Below are 18,394 nucleotides of genomic sequence, written 5' to 3' on the forward strand. Positions count from 1 at the left end.
GCACCATGACCGCCAACGACAACAACCACCGGGGCCTTTTGCCGGCCGGGCTCGCCGATCTCTTGCCGCCCGACGCGGCGCGCGAGGCGCGCGCGGTCGACGCCGCCATCGAGCGCTTCGCCGCCTTCGGCTACGAGCGGGTCAAGCCGCCGCTGGTCGAGTTCGAGGAATCGCTGCTCGGCGGACCGGGCGCCGCTCTTGCCTCGCAGACCTTCCGCCTGATGGACCCGGTGTCGCAGCGCATGATGGGTGTGCGGCCCGACATGACCGTGCAGGTCGCGCGCATCGCCGTGACTCGGCTGAAGCACGAGCCGCGGCCGCTGCGCCTGTCCTACGGCGGCAACGTGATCCGTGTGCGCGGCAACGCACTGAAACCGGAGCGCCAGTTCGCCCAGGTCGGCACCGAGCTGATCGGCGTCGACAGCGCCGAAGCCGACGCCGAGGCTGTGCTGCTCTCTGTCGACGCCCTGCGCGCGATCGGCGTCGCGGCGCTCACCGTCGACCTCAATCTGCCGACGCTCGTCGCCGCCGTCGTGGCGGGGCTGAAGCTCGCGCCGGAGCCCGCGGCGCGCCTACGCCACGCGCTCGATCGCAAGGACGAGGCCGCTATCGCCAAGGCGCTGGCCGGCAAGGAGGGCGACAGGAAGGCGACAGACCTGTTCGTCGGCCTGCTGCGCGCCGCCGGGCCTGCCGCGACCGCGCTTGCCCAGCTCAAGAAGCTGAAGCTCCCTGCCGCCGCCGCGGCCGAAGCCGGGCGGCTGGCCGAGGTGGTGGCGCTCATCAGCGCGGCCGACGAGGAGTTGCCGCTCACACTGGATGCCGTCGACTATCGCGGCCTCGAATACCAGACCGGCGTCTCCTTCGCGGTCTTCGCGCTCGCCGGACGGCAGGAGCTGGCGCGCGGTGGGCGCTATTCGGCGGGTTATCCCGAGGACGGCGTGAGCGAGCCCGCCACCGGCTTCACCCTCTACATGGATGCCGTGCTGGCGGCCTCGGAGCCGACACCCCAGCGCCCCCGTCTCTTCCTGCCGGGGGGTACTCCCTGGAGCGCTGCGGCCAATTGGCAAGCGAGGGGTTACGCCGTGGTGCGCGCCGTCGCCCCGGCGGCCGATAACCGCCGCGAAGCCAAGCGCCTCGCCTGCACCCATGCCCTGATCGAAGGCGACGCCGTCCCACTTTGACGCGGAGACCCGAAATAGCCCGTTCTCCTATGAGCCTCGCACATTCGCGCAACTGCTCCTCAGCAGCGCGTCAAGAGTTGACCTGTGCTGCGGCGCGGTCGATTGCCGTTCTTACGCGAGCCAAACCCAGCGCCTCCGCTCCGCGCCGCAACTCTTCGAGCCGCTCGAGCGAAAGCCGCACCGCGCTCTCGGCCGAGGCGCTGCGAAGATTGCGCGGCACGGCAAAGGTAAGCCCGGCATTGACCGCCCCACTTTCGACGGCAGGCACCTGCACCAGCGCGTGACCGATATCGGACAGTGTCCTCATCATTGTCATCGCCGCCGCGGCCAGGCCGGCGCGACGCTGCTGCGGTGTTCCGATGGCATAGGCCTGTTCCAGCAACATCAGTGTGAAGCCGTACATCGCATTGCCGAGATCGAGCAGCCGTTCCGCCGGCGGGTTCGTCACCCAAACGCGCTCCGCCTCGGCGGATGGCCGACGCATGACGGGATCATATGCGGCAGGATGGGCCGGTGCAAAGTCCGGATTGAGCGCTTCGAGCGCCAACCACTCTTCGCGCATCGCGCGAAAGCGGGCGAAGTGACAGTCTGCCTTCTCCGACGTCGAGCCCTCGCCCTGCTCGACGATCGTGTCGAGGGCGGAGAGTGCATCGGACAGATTCCGGATCGGGATAACGCCGGGCATGTCGACGACGCATTGCCGATCGGCCGTGTCGAGGATTGCCCCCGAGCCCGAGGAATTGGCCAAGGCGAGCAGGGTCTCGCGTATCTCGCCGTAGAATTCGCCGATCGTATCGTAGTCGGGCGTCGACGGGGTGAAGTGGCCCGGCGTAGGCGTCCGCTTCATGGGCTCGCGCGCGCGAAAATCGCGGCCGTCGGCGATCGATTCGTCCAGCGGACGCTCTAGATAAATGAAATGATCGAGCGCGCTCCTCGTCAGCGGCATCAGCCGCACGACGAACGCCGCCGGATGATAACCGGGCGCTACCGGAAGGTTGGGCCGGTCGAAGTGGGGCGCGCCGCCCGTCGCAACAAGCATATTGTTCACCAAAGCGAGATGGCCCATCTCCTCGATGGCCACGCCCATGATGGTGGCTCGCCAGCCATCGAGCGCCCGGAATTCCCGGGCGCTCGATTCGCCCCCGCGCTTGAGGCTAAACGCCGCGTAGAGATACGAGCACAAAAGATTGTGCTCGATCTCCGCGGCTTCCGTCAGCAGGTGGATCAGGTACTCGCGACGCCCGTACACGCATAAATCCGGTCGAAGTTTCAGGCAGCCTTGCTGTCGACCGTCTTACCCTGCAGCAGCTTATGACCCGTGAAGCTGCGGGTAACCGGCGGCGGTAGTCCCTCTGACTTGATCATGGCCAAGAGTTCGCCCTTTCGAAGGGCCATCCGGTCGCCCAACGCGTCGAGGTCAACGCCGGCTTCGCGGGCCTGGGCAAACACTCCTTCGTCCGGCTTCTCCTCTTCCTTGACGTGATGTTTGATCTCTTCGCTGAGCACCATCATCTTGGCATCGTAGAACTCGTTCTCGGGTGATCCAGCGGCCAGTTCGGCGATCATGACTTTGGCGCCATCATGTTCGACGTAGGACTCGCTCATCAGGTCCCCCTCCACCTTGCCCTTGCAAGCCGGGTAGAAGATCTCCTCTTCGATCGTAGCATGCACCGACAGCTCGGTGCAGATCTGCTGTGCCAGTGCCTTCTTGCTGGCGTTGTCCGTCGCCGCTTCAAACTTTTCGAACAAATCCTCGACCTTGCGATGATCGGCCTTCAGCAAGGCAATCGCGTCGGTTTTCGTTACCATGATCATCTCTCCCTGTGGTTGTTGGGTGCGAGAGTAACGGCGCCGTGATGGCGACGTTGCGGGCGACCCGCGAGTCTCGCAAGGCCGCGCGACATCCAGCGAATTACACAGTCCGGCGGTCAAGCGGCTTTGGCTTTAGGATCTTGAAGGATTCGCCCCTTCGCAGGTGCCGTCATCGTGCAACTACGTCTGTAGCGTTCGAAGGACTCAAGCCGCAGCGATTCGGCAAGACGCCGTAAGAGGTGGCGCTCCCGCTGAACGACCGTCTTGACATGAACCGTATCCATGCAGGCTCAACGGCCTCCATCCATCAAAAGATACCTGAGAAACCCCAATGTACGATTCCGCACGTGACGAGCGTCACCGGATTCGGGCTGCAACTCAAGGTGTAGAGCGGCCGTTCTTAGAACGACTCCAACAAAGGTAGATAATGTTTATCCACAATAAGCGCCTGCAATACACCGTGCGAGTCGGGGAAACCAACCCGGTCCTTGCCTCACTCCTGCTCGAACAGTTCGGCGGCCCCGATGGTGAGCTCGCAGCGGCCATGCGTTACTTTACCCAAGGTCTTGGAGAAGATGATCCGGGTCGCAAGGACCTCCTGCTCGATATCGCGACCGAAGAGCTGAGCCATCTCGAAGTCATCGGATCGATCGTGGCGATGCTGAACAAGGGCGCGAAGGCACAGCTGGCCGAAGGGTCGATGGAAGAGGCTGAGTTCTACCGCTCCCTCACCGCCGGGGGCGACAGCCATACGCAGGCCATCCTGTTCGGCGGTGGACCGGCGCTGACCAACTCCTCGGGCGTGCCGTGGACGGCCGCCTATGTCGACACGCGCGGCGAACCGACCTGTGACCTTCGCTCCAACATCGCGGCGGAAAGCCGTGCCAAAATCATCTACGAGCGCCTGATCAACATCACCGACGATCCCGGCATCAAGGACGCGCTCGGTTTCCTTATGACGCGCGAGATCGCCCACCAGAAGTCCTTCGAGAAGGCGCTCTATGCGATCACAGACAACTTCCCCTCTGGCAAGCTCCAGGGTGTCGGTCGCTACGCCGATATCTACGTCAACACCTCTCAGGGTGAAGGCGATATGACGGGGCCGTGGAACGCCTCCCCGATGTTCGAGAAGATCAACGACCTCGAGGAGGTAATGCCGGCGGACGACGGCGACGGCACGGCCACGGTCAAGCTGACCCGTGCCGAGACTGCCGCGGCGAAGCGAGCGGCGGAACGCACTGCCTCCGACCCGGAAAGCGACGTCGAGACCGGTGCCGACCTCGGGGCAGGCCCCGGCGCAGGCAAGATCTCGGGCGGCGAGGACATGGGAACGGCGAAGGTATCGTGAGCGCAGACAAGCCGGCGTAGATGACTCGGCTTCAATCGTGACACCGCCTCTCGCGGGGTCGCCGACCGTTCCAGCCGAGGTGCGACCCGCGCCTCGGTTGGTTGCGGTTCCCGCCGGCGCCTTTTGGCGCAAGTTCCTCGCATTCTCCGGTCCAGGCTATCTGGTCGCGGTCGGCTACATGGATCCCGGCAACTGGGCAACCGGAATCGCCGGCGGTGCGGGCTATGGCTACCACCTGCTATCGGTCATTCTGGTTGCAAACCTCGCGGCGATGTTTCTTCAGTCCCTTGCCGCGAAGCTCGGCATCGTATCCGGACTCGACCTCGCCCAGGCCTGTCGGCGTGCCTGGGGACCTCGTGTCTCATTCGTCCTCTGGATTCTCTGCGAAATCGCGATCATCGCCTGCGACCTCGCCGAACTGCTTGGGGCTGCCATCGCCCTCAAGCTCCTGTTTGGCCTCCCGCTCGTGTGGGGCGTGGCGCTGATCGGCTTCGAGGTGCTGCTCCTGCTGGGATTGACCCGGCATAGCGTCCGGCCTCTCGAGGCGTTCATCGTATGCCTGATGCTGGTAATCAGTGCTTGCTTTGCCGTGGAGCTGGCCCTTGCACGACCGGCAGTGGGCGCCGTCTTGCGCGGGTTCGTGCCCAGCCCGGAAATCGTCAGTGATCCGGCAATGCTCTACATTGCGATCGGCATCCTTGGCGCGACGATCATGCCTCACAACCTCTATCTTCACTCCGCGCTGGTGAAGTCGCGGGCTTACGAACGCACCGTTCAAGGTATTCGCCAAGCCATCCGCTATTCGCGCATCGACGTCGTAGTGGCGCTGACGCTCGCGATCTTCGTCAACGGTGCGATCCTGATCCTGGCCGCCTCGGCATTTCATGGTCGAGGTATGGACGAGGTGAGCATCGAAGACGCTTACCAGCTCTTGGCCCCCGCGCTGGGGACCGGCGCGGCCAGCACGCTGTTCGCCGTGGCCCTGCTCGCCTCGGGCCAGAACTCGTCGATCACCGGCACGCTCGCAGGTCAGATCGTATTGGAAGGATTCACCGACCTGCGCATCGCGCCGTGGATGAGGCAGCTCGCGTCGCGCCTGCTGGCGATGGTCCCGGCGATCCTCGCCGTCTCTATCTGGGGCGAGAGCTCGGTGACGGACCTGCTCATCTTCAGCCAGGTCGTGCTCAGCCTGCAGCTGCCGTTCGCCGTCTATCCACTCGTGCGGCTTACGGGCAACCGCGCATGGATGGGCCGCTTCACCAACGGGAGATTGACGGCTGTCGTCGCCTGGACTCTCACGGCCGGTCTGATCGGGCTCAACGCCTATCTGCTGATCTCGCTCACCCGATGAGACGTTCATCGGCACAGACCATTATTTTCGGAACGAACACTCGAGAAGGAAGAACCATGTTCCCCCAAGCCAACCCACCCCACGCCGTGATATTCGACGTCGATGGCACGCTCCTCGATTCCGTCGACCTGCACGCCAAGGCGTGGGTTGATGCCTTTTCGGACTATGGCCACCGCGTCTCCTTCGATGACGTTCGGCGCCAGATCGGTAAGGGTGGAGACCAGCTGCTGCCGGTGTTCCTGAACCCCGGAGAGATCGAGGCCTCCGGCGAGGCCCTTCAGGCGCATCGGGGGGATATCCTGAAGCGGCGTTATCTCCCGCTGATGAAGCCCTTCGCCGGGGTCCGCCTCTTGCTCGAACGAGTGCATGATGCAGGCATCCAGGTGGCCCTTGCCTCGTCAGCAAACAGGGACGAACTCAATAGCTATAAGAAGATTCTCGACATCGTCGATCTCATCGATGTGGAAACGAGCGCCGACGACGCCGAAAGAAGCAAGCCGCATCCCGACATCTTCCAAGCCGTGGCCAAGCGGCTGGAAGGCACGAGCCGGCGCCACATGATTGCCATCGGCGATACGCCCTATGACGCGGAAGCCGCCGGCAAGGCAGATATCGCCACGATCGGCGTTTTGTGTGGCGGGTGGGCTGAAGACGAGTTGCGGCAGGCCGGATGCATCGCAATTTACAAGGATCCCGCCGATCTTCTCGCGTCCTTCGATAGCTGGCAGGGTATCGGTCAGTGAGACCAGAGCGGCAACCGCTGTCCGGCGGTCGAGCGCGCCTTCACCGACCCGCTTGGGCCGAAACGCTCTCAAATAGCCGTGCCTGTAGTCTGGGGGACGTCTCGTGGGAGAGCGAGGCGCGTACGCCCACCAAGCGCTCGTACTCCTTCTCTGCCACGCCATAAGAGGGATCGGAGCGCCGTTCCAATCCCGCTCTGTCGCGGACGGTGATGTACTTGCGGTTCGCCTTGATGAGGTGGTCGCCCTCCAGGATGTGCAGGGCGACAGTGACGCCGGACCGCCGCACACATAGCATCGTGGCGATGAATTCGTGGGTCAGGGGAAAGGTATCCGAGCTGAACCGATCCTGCGCCATCAGGAGCCAGCGGGCCAACCGCTTCTCGATCGTCGCCCGTCCGTTCACGACGGCGGTCTGGCTGACCTGCGCGCTGAACGCCAGCGCGTAGCGCAGGAGAAAGCCATGGAGGGAGGGACACTTCGAGAGGGCGTGCCGGAGATCTGCTGCCGCTATGCGCATCGCGGAGCCTTCCGCCTGGATGAAGGTCTTGTTGATCGAGTGGTCGTCGCCCAGCAGGAGATTGACCGCCGTCATGCCTTCGAAGCCGATCAAGGCGGTTTCGACTTCCCTGTCCTTTCCCCCCGCCACGACGGATGCGAAGCCGCTTTCCATGAAATATGCATGCTCAATAGGAGCATCGACCTTTTCGAGCGCGGTGCCGAGCGGAAGATCGACGCGGACGAGCAACGGCCCGAGGAGCTGAAGCTCCTCGGGCCTCAACGAGGACAGCAGGCGGTTTTGCGAGGGGAATGACGTCATACTGTCTAAGTAAAGCGTGCCCAACCGCTAGGTTCCCGGCCGCAACACCACCTTTACGACTCCGTCTTCCTTGTCCCGGAACTTCTTGTACATGGCCGGGGCATCCTCGAGCGACGCCGGATGGGTGACGACGAAGCTGGGATCGATCTCGCCGGCCTCGATCTTTTCCAGCAACGGCTTCGTGTACGCTTGGACGTGGGTCTGGCCCATCTTGAGCGTCAGGCCCTTGTTCATCGCCGCGCCGAGCGGGATATTGTCGCCCATGCCGACATAGACTCCCGGAATGGAGATCGTCCCGCCCTTGCGGCAGCACATGATCGCCTCGCGCAGCACGTGGACGCGGTCGGTGGCCAGCATCGCCATGGCCTTGACCTTGTCTAGCACGGCGTCCGCCGCGCCATGCCCCGAGGCTTCGCAGCCGACCGCGTCGATGCAGCTGTCCGGGCCGCGCTTGCCGGTGCGCGACATCAGTTCGTCATAGACGTCGCCCTTGGAGAAATCGAAGGTCTCCGCGCCGCCGAGCTTCGCCATCGCCAAGCGCTCCGGCACCTCGTCTATGGCAATCACCCGGCCGGCGCCCATCATCAGGGCCGAACGGATGGCGAACTGGCCGACGGGTCCACATCCCCAGATCGCCACCGTGTCCCCGGGCCGGATTTGCGCGTTCTCGGCCGCCATGTATCCGGTCGGAAAGATATCCGAGAGGAAGAGCGCCTGTTCGTCGGTCACGCTGTCTGGAACCTTGATCGGTCCCACGTCCGCCATCGGAACGCGCAGGTACTCGGCCTGGCCGCCGCTGTATCCGCCCAGCATATGGCTGAAGCCGAACAAGCCTGCAGGCGAATGACCCATCGCCTTGATCGCCATCTCGGCGTTCGGATTGGTCGTGTCGCAGCACGAGAAAAGGCCCTGCTTGCAGAACCAGCACTGGCCGCAGCTGATCGTGAAGGGCACGACGACGCGATCGCCGATCTTGAGATTGGTGATCTCGGATCCCACCTCGATCACCTCCCCCATGTTCTCATGGCCCAGGATGTCACCACTCTTCATCGTCGGCTGGTAGCCGTCGAGCAGGTGTAGGTCTGAACCGCAGATCGCACAGGCCGTGATCTTTATGATGGCGTCGCGGGGATGTTGGATCTTGGGGTCGGGCACGGTGTCGACGCGAACGTCGCCGTGACCGTGCCAGCAGAGGGCGCGCATGGTCATCTCCGGATGTGACGAATTGTAGGAAAGCAACGGCTAACGGGAGGGGGACAGCCATCGTTGCCATGTGACGCGCCTAATCCACCGAGCGTACGGTTCCGCACGATCGGACTTAGGGCGGCACCAGAGCCGACCCCAGACGCAGAAAAGCCGGGGGGACACCTCCGGCCTTCCGCGATCTCGAAGCAGCGGCAGCCGTGGCTCGTCAAGCCTTGGGAATGCGGCCCTTTTGACCAGGGAAGATCAGGTTGGCGTCCTTGACGACTTCGCGGTTGGCGTCGAAGATCGCCTGGTTCTTGTTGGCATCGTCGTAGAACTGCTTTGCGATGGCCGAAAGCGTATCGCCCGACTTGATGACATAGAACTGGGTGCTATCCTCAACGGCGGCCTTTTGTTCGCCCTGAATTTTCACCTCTCTCACGCCCATGACGTTGCCGGCCATGAGAATGGCCTTCTGCAGCGCCTCGGATGAGCCACTGCCGCCGAGGGACACCACGCCGTCCTTGAAGGCTACAGCTACGTCATTAACCCCGGGGTTGTCCTTCTCGATCATTGCCTTGATCTTCGCAGCCGGCTCTTCACCGTCGCCGAAGATCTTCTTGCCGATAGTCTTCGCGAAATCGAAAAGGCCGCTCATGTACCCTCGCATGTAAAGTTGAGGAGCGAGCAACGGCTGCCGATCAACGTCGTTCCGTGCTTCAATTGGGCGCGGCGCGGCCGATCAGGCGGCGATCGTCCTGGGATGACTGGCCTGCGGGCGAAGCACGAGACTTTCCCGGTCGTCGACTGTGGACACCGGCGGCAATGTCGTCGGAAAACTCGATTCCGAACTCTCCTCTATCGCCATCACAGGCTGCGTGTAGATCCCGGGGCTGGCGTCCGCCTTCGCTCAGGCAGCAGTTTTTTGGAGAGCCAGCGTGGGGACTTTCGCGGCTGCTCGTGCTTCTTCCGAATCAGGACGACGAATCACCGTCGCGAAATCGCTGCTCGCGTGGGCTTTCACCATGCGTGCCAGCCCCTCCTCCATGTCGAGGCGGCCGGCGCTCCACCGTTTGTGCGCGGAGGAGGGAGAGAAATCGTACGGCATCTCGGGGCCCGCCTCGCCCTTCACGGGGAAATAGCTCAGATAAAGCACTGGCGGGCGCGATACCGCGGGCAGTTTGTCCCAGTGGCGGCAATAGGCTTCGAGCCGTTGCCAAGTCTGATTGCCGAAGACCAGTGCGTTCTTGCGGGCCAGCGCCGATTCCAGCCCGGTCGGGCGGCGTCCGTCGCGGGCGAATAGATCGAGGATGAACACCGGGTCGCTGGTGCCCTCGGCCTCGTCGAGGATCGGCTCGAACGGGGCGTTGGCCGCCAAGCCGCCGTCACCGAGCAGACGGCCGCCGATCTCCACTGGAGCGAACTCGGGCAGGAAGCCGCAGCTCGCCATAAGATGGTCCATTCCAATCCGATCGCCCTTGCCGGTGTCGAAGAGCACAACTTCGCCGCTTTCAATGTCGGTAGTCGCAACGGTGAAGCGGATGTCGCCGTTGTTCAAACGTCCGAAATCGATCGTCTTTCGCAGGAACGCGACGGTCGGCGTGAGGTCATAGAAGCTGGAGAACGACAGGCGCGGCCCGAGGGCCTGCAACCGGCCAAGCGAGCCGAACAAGCGGGTATGCAGCGCGCTCATCCAGTTGGCTGCGTGGCTCAGGCAGGCGCTGGGTAGAACGTACGAGCCCCACGCCGCGCCGCGCAGCCAGTAGGCTCGAAGTATTTCCATAACGGCCGAGGGTTCACTGCCGGCCACCATCGCACCGTTGAGCGCGCCGATGGAGCTGCCGGCGATCCAGCTTACTTGTGCGCTCGGCCGCGACAGCAGGGCGTCGCACGCGCCTGCCTGGTACGAGCCCAGGCCGATACCGCCCGAGAAAACCAGCGAGGCGCAGAAATCTTGGTCGATCTCCGCTGCTTGGTGAGGATGGATGGTCATGTTGAATTGGACTCCGAGGCGATAAGGCCGCTCCCGCGTGCGGGCACGCGATTCAGGGCATGGAAACTCGCGCGAGGTTGCCGGGCCGGTCGTGAGCATGCCGAAGGGGCCGCGATCTCTCACGACCCCTTCTGCAGACAGCTCGATGTTATTGTGCTTACGCGGCCTTCGCCTCGACCGTATGACCCTGTTGCAGCTTGTGGCCAGTAAAGCTGCGGGTCGTCGGCGGCGGCAGTCCTTCAGCCTTGAACTTGGCGAGCAGCTGCTCCTTGCGCGCCTTGAGCCGCTCGCCGAGGCCGTCCATGTCGAGGCCGCTTTTGCGCGCCTGGGCAAATACACCCTCGCCGGGCTTCTCCTCCTCCTTGACGTGATGCTTGATCTCCTCCGAGAGCACGGTCATTTTGGCATCGTAGAATTCGTCGTCAGGCGATCCGGCGACCAGTTCTGCGATCATTACCTTGGCGCCGTCGTGCTCCACGTAGGACTCGCTCATCAGGTCCTGCTCCACCTCGCCCTTGCAGGCCGGATAGAAGATCTCCTCCTCGATCGTGGCGTGCACGCAAAGCTCGGTACAGATTTCGAGTGCGAGCGCTTTCTTGCGCTCCGCCCCCTTGGCAGACTCGAACTTCTCGAACAGGTCCTCCACTTTGCGGTGATCCGCCTTCAACAGCGCAATCGCATCCAGCTTGTCTGGCTTTGCCATGGTTCATCCCTTCCAGTGATGCCTCAAGCAACGCCGCGGCGCAGGCACCGTTGCGTGCAGGCGCGGCAATTCAACTTTCCCGTACGGCGCCCGATGGCGCTTTCGGCAAAGCGCCGTCCTTCACGACGCTCACGCAACGTTTACGACCATCGCCACGTTGGTTGCGCAGCTGATACATCGGGAGGACATTCATGGCTGACGGATACTCATCTTCGGGAACGGCCCGCGCCGCCGATGTGGCCCCCGCCCTGCGCGAGCAGGCCGGCAAGGTGGCTGACAAGTCCCTTTCCTCGGGCGTCGACGCCGCCCACGCCGTAGGGCAGGCTGCCGAAAGCGCCGCCCAGGTGCTCGACGATTCGCTGCCGATGCTCGCGGGCTATGTCCGCAATGCCGCGCAATACACCGACAAATTTGCCGACAGCCTGCGCGACAAGAAGGCGGAAGAGCTGCTCTCCTCGGCGGTCGCGTGGAGTCGCCAGCAGCCCCTCCTGACGCTCGCCGGCGCGGCGGTCTTGGGCTTCGCGCTGTCGCGCATCGCCAAGAGTGGCATCGCTGCGAAGGATACTGCGGCCGAGCCCGCGGATAAGCCGACCGAAGACAAGCCGGCTTACGCGATGACGGCGTCGGGAGGCGGCAATGCAGGCTGAGCCGGCGCCTGGCGTGTTCCACGCCGTTGGCGAGACGATTGGCCGCGCAACCGAGCTGATCCAGATCGAGTTCCGCCTCGCCAAGGCGGAGCTTGCCGAAAAGGCGGCTCGCGCTGGCGCCGGGCTGGCGCTGGTAATGGTCGGCGCTATCCTTTTATCCGCCGCGCTATTCCTGCTGCTCCAGTCGATCGTGCTCGGCCTCATCGCCGCCGGCATGTCTCCGGTGGCAGCATCCCTGCTTGTGGCCGTTGCGACGATCGCCATCGGCCTCGGCTTCGTGCTGACCGGCCGAAAGCAGCTCAGCGCCGAAGCGTTGGTACCGGACCGCACCCTCAACGACATCCAGCGTGACACTGCCCTGGTCAAGGAGAAGCTGACATGAGCTCGAGTGCCCATCTGCAACGTGAAGCCTCTGCCGCCCGCGTCGGCCTGTCGTCCGCCTTGGACGATTTGCGCGAGAGCGTCTCCACCACGGCACTGACCAACGGCGCGATGACCTTCGCCAAGGAAGGCAGCAGCGCCATAGCCCGCGCCGCAGTTGACCGCGCCATGGCGAGTCCCCTCGCCGCCATGCTGATCGGCGCCGGCCTCTTCATGCTGATGAACGGTGGCAACAGGGACTCGAAGGTTGGTGCCGCGGTAGAGAAGGGCAACGACGCGCTAAAGAGTACCGCCTCTACCCTCGCCGGCGTGGGCTCCAGCATCGCCGGTGCGGCGACGAGCGCTCTGTCGGGCGTTTCGCGTGCCTCGGGTACGGTCTCCGACACGGCCGCAGCCGCAGCCGACCGGGTCAAGACAGCAGCGGCCGACGCGTCGGATATGGCAACGGGCGCCTACGACAAGGCCAGGAGCACGGTGGAGGACCTGTCCGCCCAGGGCCGCGAGCAGGGTCAGCGAGCGATCGACCAGACCGAGGCGTTGATGAGCGAGGCACAGGGCCGGCTCGAGCAGTTCGCCCGGGAGCAGCCCATCCTCGTGGCAGCGCTGGGCGTAGCCTTCGGTGCGGCCATCGGCGCCAGCTTGCCGATGACCAGGGCCGAGCAGGAATACATGGGCAGCGCCGCGCGCAAGGCGGGCGAGCTCGGCACCGACATCGCCAAGAAGGTTGCCGATTCGGTGACCGACAAGATGGCGGGAGGCGACATCAAGGCCAAAGTCGGCGAGGTCGCCGACGCGATCACGGCGTCTGTCACGAACGACGACGTCAAAGCGCAAGCGGTCGACGTGGCCGATACTCTCAAGTCGGCGGTGAAAACCAGCAGCGCGACCAAGACCTGACGACTGGGATAGCTCCTTCGCCGCGACTGCGCCAACGCCTATCTCATAGAAGATTCTCCTCCCTGTGTGCGCGCAGGGAGGAGAGGCCCGAGGAACGTTCCGCCGAAGGCGAGGGCAAAAGACGATCCCCGAAACGGCAAGGGCATCATCGCTTCACCATGGCATGGTCCTCGCCCATCGCCGTCACCGGGCGAGGGCCTTGGTGATCGCGCTGGCCAGCGTGGCGTCGAGATCGAAAGCCACCTGCGTGCTCCAGCCGATGTAGCGGTTGATCGGCTTGGCGTTCATCGTCCCGGCCATGCGCAGCGCCTCGCGCTCCTGCTCGAAGGCGCACATGATCAGGTCGACTTCCTTCGCCTTCATGTGGGTGCTGGCATAGGACCCGCGTGGCTGCATGCGGTCGACCAGCCGGTCGAGGAGACCGGCCATTTCCGCCGCGTTCGTCTCCATCGGACGAGCCACTATGAGATGGGAGCTCGGATGTTCACTGAGCATCCGAAGCCACGTTTTGCGGGCCATGAGTCTCGACTTCCTGCACTGCTCTCACGCCGAATGCAAGATGTAGCAGGTTCTACCCGCACGCGAGGCGATGCCCGAGCCTCCAAAACGTCGCACGCCGGACGCACGGTGATGCGCCCCGTTTTCCCCTTCGCGCGCCGTGTCCTGCGTGCTATGCGAACGCACGCCTCCCCGGAATCGGCCCCGGGGAGGCGTTTTCGTGTCTGAAGGGACCGCTTTAAGGATTTGGGCAAATGGCCAACGTGGCAGTGATCGGCGCCCAGTGGGGTGACGAGGGCAAGGGCAAGATCGTCGACTGGCTGAGCGAGCGCGCTGAAGTCGTCGTGCGCTTCCAGGGCGGCCATAACGCCGGCCATACGCTGGTCATCGGCAACCAGACCTACAAGCTCGCCCTGCTGCCCTCGGGGGTGGTTCGCCCGGGCAAGCTCTCGATCATCGGCAACGGGGTTGTTGTCGATCCCTGGCATTTCCTCGAGGAAGTGCAAAAAGTCACGAACCAGGGCCTCTCGGTGACGCCGGACAGCCTCAAGATCGCCAACCATGCCGTGCTGATCCTGCCGCTGCACCGCGACCTCGACGGCTGGCGCGAGGATGCGCCCGGCATCATCAGGATCGGCACGACTCGGCGCGGCATTGGCCCCGCCTACGAGGACAAGGTCGGTCGCCGCGCCATCCGGGTCGGTGATCTCGGCGAACCGGACGTGCTGCCGAAGAAAGTCGCGACCCTGCTCGCCCATCACAATCCGCTGCGCCTGGGGCTGGGCAAGCCGTTGGTCGATGCCGACAGCCTAATCGCCGACCTGCTGGCGCTCGCGCCGAAGATCCTGCCGTTTGCAGAAGACGTGTGGGAGCGGCTCGATGATCTGCGCGCGGCCGGGAAGCGCATCCTGTTCGAGGGCGCACAGGCCACCATGCTCGACATCGATCACGGCACCTATCCGTTCGTGACCTCGTCCAACACGGTGGCTGCACAGGCGATGATCGGCTCGGGTATGGGCAATGGCTCGGTCGGCTATGTGCTGGGCATCGCCAAGGCCTACACTACCCGGGTCGGCGACGGCCCCTTCCCGACCGAGCTAACGGACGAGATCGGCCAGCGCCTGGGCGATCGTGGCCGGGAGTTCGGAACCAACACCGGCCGGCGCCGGCGCTGCGGCTGGTTCGATGCGGTGATGGTCCGCCAGGCCGTCAAGCTCAACGGCATCGACGGCATCGCGCTCACCAAGCTCGACGTGCTCGACGGCGAGAAGGAGATCAAGGTCTGCGTCGGCTACGAGCTCGACGGCAAGCGCATCGAGCGCTTCCCCTTCACCATGGGGGCGCAGGCCAGGCTCAAGCCGATCTGGGAATCGTTCGACGGCTGGAGCGAGAGCACGCAGGGCGCACGCTCCTTCGCCGAGCTGCCGGCGACCTGCATCAAGTACGTCCGCCGCGTGGAAGAGCTGGTCGGCTGCCCCGTCGCCCTGCTCAGCACCTCGCCGCAGCGCGAGGACACGATCCTGATGACGGATCCGTTCCGCGACTGAGCGGTAGTCGGCGATTCGACGAAGTCGCGCCACGCTGCAATGTACAGTACAATAATCCCAGGGCGCGACGGTTGCCAGTCGTCGGACCGAGATCGCTGCCCCGGGAGTGCTGGTCCATGACGACTGAGGCTCGTGTGTCAGCGGCGGCAGCCGTACCGGACGAGCCTCCAAGTGAGCCTGCCGGTCCGGTTCGGGCCAGCCTGCTTGCGGCTCCGCTGGCCTTGACGCTGACCGTGCTCGCGATCGCGGCCGTGCTGGCGCTCTCATGGTACTACGCGGCAAGCCTGTTGCTGTTGTTCGCCGGCATCCTGTTCGCCGTCCTGCTCGACGCCTGCACACGCGGCCTCGCGCGCATCGTGCCGCTGTCCCGTCCCTTGCGCTTTGGCCTGGTCGTGCTCGGTTTCGGTTGCGTCGCGGCGCTGGCGATCGGCTGGAGCGTCGATCGGATGCCGGCCCAGGCGCACAACCTGATCCGGGTGATGGACACGCAGCTCAGCGCTCTCGAGAGCCAAATGGCGGCCTTCGACATCGACCTGTTCGGACCGGGCGGACGGCAGGACCTTTCCCGTCTGATCGCAGATCCCGGGCGCCTGTTCGGCCACGTCCACTACGCCGTGAGCGGCGCCTACGCGGTGGCAATCAATACGATCGTCATCGTGTGCCTCGGCCTGTTCTTCGCCGGTAACCCGGCCGGCTACCGCGAGGGCGCCCTGAAGCTCGTGCCGCTCGGCGCCCGCGTGCGCGTCCGCTCCGTCCTGAACGAAATGGGCCAGGTGCTGCGCGGCTGGCTGCTCGGGCAGCTCCTGCGCAGTGCCGTCGTAGCCGTGCTGCTAGCCGTCGCCTTGCATCTGCTGGGGCTTCCCGGCGCGGGCTTGCTGGGCCTGCAGGCAGGGGTGGCGAACTTCATTCCCTATCTCGGCCCGCTGATCGCGGCTTTCCCTGTAGCGCTGGTGGCGATGCCGCTCGGCTTGTCGACGCTCGCCTGGGTCATGATCATCTATTTCTCGATCCAGACCATCGAAGGTTTCGTGATCGCCCCCCTGATCCAGAAGGGCGCCGTGGATGTGCCGCCGGCCTGGACGCTGTTCGCCATCGTGATCTTCGGCGCGATGTTCGGCGCCATTGGCATGGCGCTCGCCGCGCCGCTGTTTGCCGTCGGAAGAATTGCGGTTCTGCGCTTCTACGTCGAGGATGGATTGGCAGATCGCGGTTAGCGCCGTGGGCTTGCGATCGCCTGGTCGATCCGCTCGAGAAGATAGGGAAAGAACGGGTTCGACGACACGCGAAGCAGCGCGTCGAGGTTCAGGATCAGCACGCCGCGCTCGCCGCGCGGCGCTATCGCCCCGAGGTGGACTCCGAAGAACTCCGCCTGCGTCTTGTCGGGCTCCATGCCGTAGAGCGAGTCGTTCATCGGAAATGGCAGGGCGATGTGCGACAGGGAGAAGATGCCCGGCGGAAACGCAAGCCCCAGCAGGCGCGTCTGCTCCGCCGTGGCGCCGGCCTCGGTCACCTGCTCGGCGACGTCGTAGGTGTCGGCGGCGACATTGGTGACTATTGTCGTCCGGAATCTCCGCGGTGGATCGGCCAGGATGCGCGTCAGGACCGTATCGGCCGCGTTGCGCATGAGCGGCCCGACGATGGCGGCACGGTTGAGATCGAACAGGACGAGCTCGCTGCCGTTCGCCGGCAGGTGGGCGTAGAGCGCCGAGAGGATGGCTGGCGTGCTGACCGTGAAGTCGACGACGGACTGGAAGGTGAGCACGGGCGGCAGTCGATCCAGCGCGCCGGTGCGTGCGGAGCGCGCGATGCGCTCCTGCAAGGCGGTGGTCAGGCGATGCGTCTGGCGGGCGCCGTTGATCGGGAAGGAGTTGTACTTGAACGGATTGAATTCCGGGACGATGCCGAGCCATGCGGCCTTCGCGAAGGCGGGCAGCAGGGCGGGCAAGGCGGCGATGCCGACGAACCGCGCGAAGCTCGTGATGCCGATCATGGGCGAGATCAGGATCAGCCGGTCGGGCCGCGCCAGCCGGGCATCCTCGATCGCGTCGAGGGCATATTTGAGGGCCAGCGCGCCTCCGTTGGAGAAACCGACGATGTGCAGTGGCTTCGACGGTCCGGCGCGCCGGACGGCCTCGCGCACCGCAAGGCGCGTGGCGGCATCCCAGTCTTCCCATTCGACGGTGGTCAAGGCGGCCGGCACGGTGCCGTGGGCGGGCATCCTGATCGCCACCGCGACGAAGCCCAGGTCGCGATAGCGGCGGGCGATGTGGCGCAGGCTGAAAGGCGAATCGGTCAGTCCATGCAGCAGCACGACCGCCCCGATCGGAGCTCCGTCGGGCTCGAGGATGTAGGAGCGGTTCCAGTCCTGGGCGAACTTGCCGGGATAGATCGGACTGCCCGCGTAGTAGCGGTTGCCGAGGGCATTGGCCTGAGCCTCGACCTTGTCGACGACCTCGGCGCGCACATCGCGGAAGACCGCCTCCTCCGCCTTGAGGTACCCTGTCCAGTCGGCCTTGTCGATCTGGGACGCCTGCATGTCGTCGGGCACATGGGTGTGCCATACCTCGAGAGGCGGACCACGCTGCGAGTCCCAGGCCCGCGCCACGATGAGGGTCACCACGACCAAGGCCATCAGGATCAGCAGGGATCTCAGCAGTCGAAATAATCTCTTCGTCATGTACGCGCACGATAGCACACCAGCGCGTGCGAAGGTTGTGCGCCGCCAGCGAACTGATCCCGGTCGGCAGCCACAGCGCGTCAAATGTCAGCTCACTGCGGCTCGAAATCGGCGTCCTTCGTCATGTCCCGATAGAGCTTGTAGCATCTCGGTTGAGAGTTCTCGGGAGTGGCGCTCAGCGTGGCGAGCCTGGTCGGCTTTGGCGCCATGGTGGCGGCGCTGCCCGCCTTCGCCATCGTGCGCGAATGGGTGCTCGGCATCGACGGCGGGCCGCTGATCTCACTCGCCATCTCAACGAACATCCTGTCGGCGCTGACCGGCTCGGCGTCGGGCGGGCTCACCATCGCGCTCGATGCGCTCGGCCCGACGTACATGCGACTTGCTGCGGAAAACGGCATCGATCCGACGCTGATGCACCGCGTGGCGGTGATCGGCGCGGGCACGCTGGACAGCCTGCCGCACTGCGCGGTGGCGACCTTGCTCGCGGTCTGCGTCTCGACGCATGCCAAGAGCTGTTTCGACATCGTCATGGTGGGCATCGTGGGCGCCCTGCTGGCACTGGTTGCCGGGATCGCTCTCGGCAGCCTGGTCGGGTCCTTCTAGACGCGCCGTGG

At 64.7% G+C, this 18,394-nt stretch carries 18 protein-coding genes and 1 pseudogene; 10 read left to right on the forward strand and 9 right to left on the reverse strand.

What is annotated here, in order from left to right; genetic code table 11:
* The first annotated feature begins 5 nt into the window (after positions 1-5).
* A complete protein-coding gene (locus ACQY8M_RS30085) occupies positions 6-1,181 on the forward strand; it encodes an ATP phosphoribosyltransferase regulatory subunit (protein WP_428663821.1) in 1,176 nt (391 codons plus the stop codon).
* 70 nt (positions 1,182-1,251) lie between these two features.
* On the opposite strand, the gene ACQY8M_RS30090 is transcribed toward ACQY8M_RS30085, so the two are convergent.
* Positions 1,252-2,430, reverse strand: coding sequence for a ferritin-like domain-containing protein (locus ACQY8M_RS30090; protein ID WP_428663824.1), 1,179 nt, complete (start codon positions 2,428-2,430; stop codon positions 1,252-1,254).
* Positions 2,431-2,450: 20 nt separating this feature from the next.
* A complete protein-coding gene (locus ACQY8M_RS30095) occupies positions 2,451-2,990 on the reverse strand; it encodes a hemerythrin domain-containing protein (RefSeq protein WP_428663827.1) in 540 nt (179 codons plus the stop codon).
* Between the two features lie 430 nt (positions 2,991-3,420).
* Between ACQY8M_RS30095 and ACQY8M_RS30100 the strand changes: the two genes are divergently transcribed.
* From ACQY8M_RS30100 to ACQY8M_RS30110, 3 genes are all read left to right on the forward strand, one after another.
* Positions 3,421-4,341, forward strand: coding sequence for a manganese catalase family protein (locus tag ACQY8M_RS30100; protein WP_428663829.1), 921 nt, complete (start codon positions 3,421-3,423; stop codon positions 4,339-4,341).
* A gap of 97 nt (positions 4,342-4,438) precedes the next feature.
* Positions 4,439-5,692, forward strand: coding sequence for an Nramp family divalent metal transporter (locus ACQY8M_RS30105; protein WP_428663832.1), 1,254 nt, complete (start codon positions 4,439-4,441; stop codon positions 5,690-5,692).
* A 56-nt stretch (positions 5,693-5,748) separates the two neighbouring features.
* Positions 5,749-6,435 carry an HAD family hydrolase gene (locus tag ACQY8M_RS30110; protein WP_428663835.1) on the forward strand — a complete coding sequence of 229 codons (687 nt, stop codon included), beginning with the start codon at positions 5,749-5,751 and terminating at the stop codon, positions 6,433-6,435.
* A gap of 40 nt (positions 6,436-6,475) precedes the next feature.
* On the opposite strand, the gene ACQY8M_RS30115 is transcribed toward ACQY8M_RS30110, so the two are convergent.
* The 5 genes from ACQY8M_RS30115 to ACQY8M_RS30135 all read right to left on the reverse strand — a co-directional run bounded on the left by ACQY8M_RS30115 (position 6,476) and on the right by ACQY8M_RS30135 (position 11,133).
* The gene (locus tag ACQY8M_RS30115; RefSeq protein WP_428663838.1) at positions 6,476-7,276 is read right to left on the reverse strand and encodes a Crp/Fnr family transcriptional regulator; all 801 of its coding nucleotides are present in this window, start codon (positions 7,274-7,276) and stop codon (positions 6,476-6,478) included.
* A 3-nt stretch (positions 7,277-7,279) separates the two neighbouring features.
* Positions 7,280-8,455 (reverse strand): zinc-dependent alcohol dehydrogenase, encoded by a 1,176-nt coding sequence (locus ACQY8M_RS30120; protein WP_428663840.1) that lies wholly within the window; start codon positions 8,453-8,455, stop codon positions 7,280-7,282.
* 208 nt (positions 8,456-8,663) lie between these two features.
* Entirely contained in the window at positions 8,664-9,095 is a 432-nt protein-coding gene (lysM, locus tag ACQY8M_RS30125; protein WP_428663843.1) for a peptidoglycan-binding protein LysM, read from the reverse strand.
* Positions 9,096-9,347: 252 nt separating this feature from the next.
* A complete protein-coding gene (locus tag ACQY8M_RS30130) occupies positions 9,348-10,430 on the reverse strand; it encodes a patatin-like phospholipase family protein (protein WP_428663846.1) in 1,083 nt (360 codons plus the stop codon).
* A 157-nt stretch (positions 10,431-10,587) separates the two neighbouring features.
* Positions 10,588-11,133: a hemerythrin domain-containing protein gene (locus ACQY8M_RS30135; protein ID WP_428663849.1), complete on the reverse strand. Its 546-nt coding sequence runs from the start codon at positions 11,131-11,133 to the stop codon at positions 10,588-10,590.
* Between the two features lie 191 nt (positions 11,134-11,324).
* On the opposite strand from ACQY8M_RS30135, the gene ACQY8M_RS30140 reads away from it, so the two are divergent.
* The 3 genes from ACQY8M_RS30140 to ACQY8M_RS30150 are packed head-to-tail and all read left to right on the forward strand — an operon-like array spanning position 11,325 to position 13,058.
* Positions 11,325-11,780 (forward strand): hypothetical protein, encoded by a 456-nt coding sequence (locus ACQY8M_RS30140; protein WP_428663852.1) that lies wholly within the window; start codon positions 11,325-11,327, stop codon positions 11,778-11,780.
* Positions 11,770-12,162, forward strand: coding sequence for a phage holin family protein (locus ACQY8M_RS30145; RefSeq protein WP_428663855.1), 393 nt, complete (start codon positions 11,770-11,772; stop codon positions 12,160-12,162). Before ACQY8M_RS30140 ends, ACQY8M_RS30145 begins: the two co-directional genes overlap by 11 nt.
* Entirely contained in the window at positions 12,159-13,058 is a 900-nt protein-coding gene (locus ACQY8M_RS30150; RefSeq protein ID WP_428663858.1) for a hypothetical protein, read from the forward strand. The genes ACQY8M_RS30145 and ACQY8M_RS30150 overlap by 4 nt, the downstream gene beginning before the upstream one ends.
* Positions 13,059-13,241: 183 nt before the next feature.
* On the opposite strand, the gene ACQY8M_RS30155 is transcribed toward ACQY8M_RS30150, so the two are convergent.
* Positions 13,242-13,487 carry a hypothetical protein gene (locus tag ACQY8M_RS30155; protein WP_428663861.1) on the reverse strand — a complete coding sequence of 82 codons (246 nt, stop codon included), beginning with the start codon at positions 13,485-13,487 and terminating at the stop codon, positions 13,242-13,244.
* Between the two features lie 323 nt (positions 13,488-13,810).
* On the opposite strand from ACQY8M_RS30155, the gene ACQY8M_RS30160 reads away from it, so the two are divergent.
* Together ACQY8M_RS30160 and ACQY8M_RS30165 are read left to right on the forward strand one after the other, a co-directional pair.
* Positions 13,811-15,103, forward strand: a complete 1,293-nt coding sequence (locus ACQY8M_RS30160) for an adenylosuccinate synthase (RefSeq protein WP_428663864.1) — start codon at positions 13,811-13,813, stop codon at positions 15,101-15,103.
* Between the two features lie 116 nt (positions 15,104-15,219).
* The gene (locus ACQY8M_RS30165) at positions 15,220-16,317 is read left to right on the forward strand and encodes an AI-2E family transporter (RefSeq protein WP_428663867.1); all 1,098 of its coding nucleotides are present in this window, start codon (positions 15,220-15,222) and stop codon (positions 16,315-16,317) included.
* Here the strand turns inward: ACQY8M_RS30165 and ACQY8M_RS30170 are convergent.
* A complete protein-coding gene (locus tag ACQY8M_RS30170) occupies positions 16,314-17,780 on the reverse strand; it encodes an alpha/beta hydrolase (protein WP_428663870.1) in 1,467 nt (488 codons plus the stop codon). The two genes, ACQY8M_RS30165 and ACQY8M_RS30170, sit on opposite strands and share 4 nt — an antisense overlap.
* Positions 17,781-17,951: 171 nt before the next feature.
* On the opposite strand from ACQY8M_RS30170, the pseudogene ACQY8M_RS30175 reads away from it, so the two are divergent.
* Positions 17,952-18,383 (forward strand): annotated as a pseudogene (locus ACQY8M_RS30175) (GntP family permease); the annotation flags it as partial.
* Positions 18,384-18,394: the final 11 nt, after the last annotated feature.

It is taken from the genome of Reyranella sp. (assembly GCF_965279465.1).
GTDB lineage: Bacteria > Pseudomonadota > Alphaproteobacteria > Reyranellales > Reyranellaceae > Reyranella.

Bases quoted from the DNA above. Each gene is read 5' to 3' on its own strand.
- ACQY8M_RS30135 (WP_428663849.1), bottom strand. From the start codon at position 11,133: ATGGCAAAGCCAGACAAGCTGGATGCGATTGCGCTGTTGAAGGCGGAT.
- ACQY8M_RS30130 (WP_428663846.1), bottom strand. From the start codon at position 10,430: ATGACCATCCATCCTCACCAAGCAGCGGAGATCGACCAAGATTTCTGC.
- ACQY8M_RS30145 (WP_428663855.1), top strand. From the start codon at position 11,770: ATGCAGGCTGAGCCGGCGCCTGGCGTGTTCCACGCCGTTGGCGAGACG.
- ACQY8M_RS30150 (WP_428663858.1), top strand. From the start codon at position 12,159: ATGAGCTCGAGTGCCCATCTGCAACGTGAAGCCTCTGCCGCCCGCGTC.
- ACQY8M_RS30110 (WP_428663835.1), top strand. From the start codon at position 5,749: ATGTTCCCCCAAGCCAACCCACCCCACGCCGTGATATTCGACGTCGAT.
- ACQY8M_RS30100 (WP_428663829.1), top strand. From the start codon at position 3,421: ATGTTTATCCACAATAAGCGCCTGCAATACACCGTGCGAGTCGGGGAA.
- ACQY8M_RS30170 (WP_428663870.1), bottom strand. From the start codon at position 17,780: ATGACGAAGAGATTATTTCGACTGCTGAGATCCCTGCTGATCCTGATG.
- ACQY8M_RS30160 (WP_428663864.1), top strand. From the start codon at position 13,811: ATGGCCAACGTGGCAGTGATCGGCGCCCAGTGGGGTGACGAGGGCAAG.
- ACQY8M_RS30120 (WP_428663840.1), bottom strand. From the start codon at position 8,455: ATGCGCGCCCTCTGCTGGCACGGTCACGGCGACGTTCGCGTCGACACC.
- ACQY8M_RS30155 (WP_428663861.1), bottom strand. From the start codon at position 13,487: ATGGCCGGTCTCCTCGACCGGCTGGTCGACCGCATGCAGCCACGCGGG.
- ACQY8M_RS30165 (WP_428663867.1), top strand. From the start codon at position 15,220: ATGACGACTGAGGCTCGTGTGTCAGCGGCGGCAGCCGTACCGGACGAG.
- ACQY8M_RS30140 (WP_428663852.1), top strand. From the start codon at position 11,325: ATGGCTGACGGATACTCATCTTCGGGAACGGCCCGCGCCGCCGATGTG.
- ACQY8M_RS30085 (WP_428663821.1), top strand. From the start codon at position 6: ATGACCGCCAACGACAACAACCACCGGGGCCTTTTGCCGGCCGGGCTC.
- lysM (WP_428663843.1), bottom strand. From the start codon at position 9,095: ATGAGCGGCCTTTTCGATTTCGCGAAGACTATCGGCAAGAAGATCTTC.
- ACQY8M_RS30095 (WP_428663827.1), bottom strand. From the start codon at position 2,990: ATGGTAACGAAAACCGACGCGATTGCCTTGCTGAAGGCCGATCATCGC.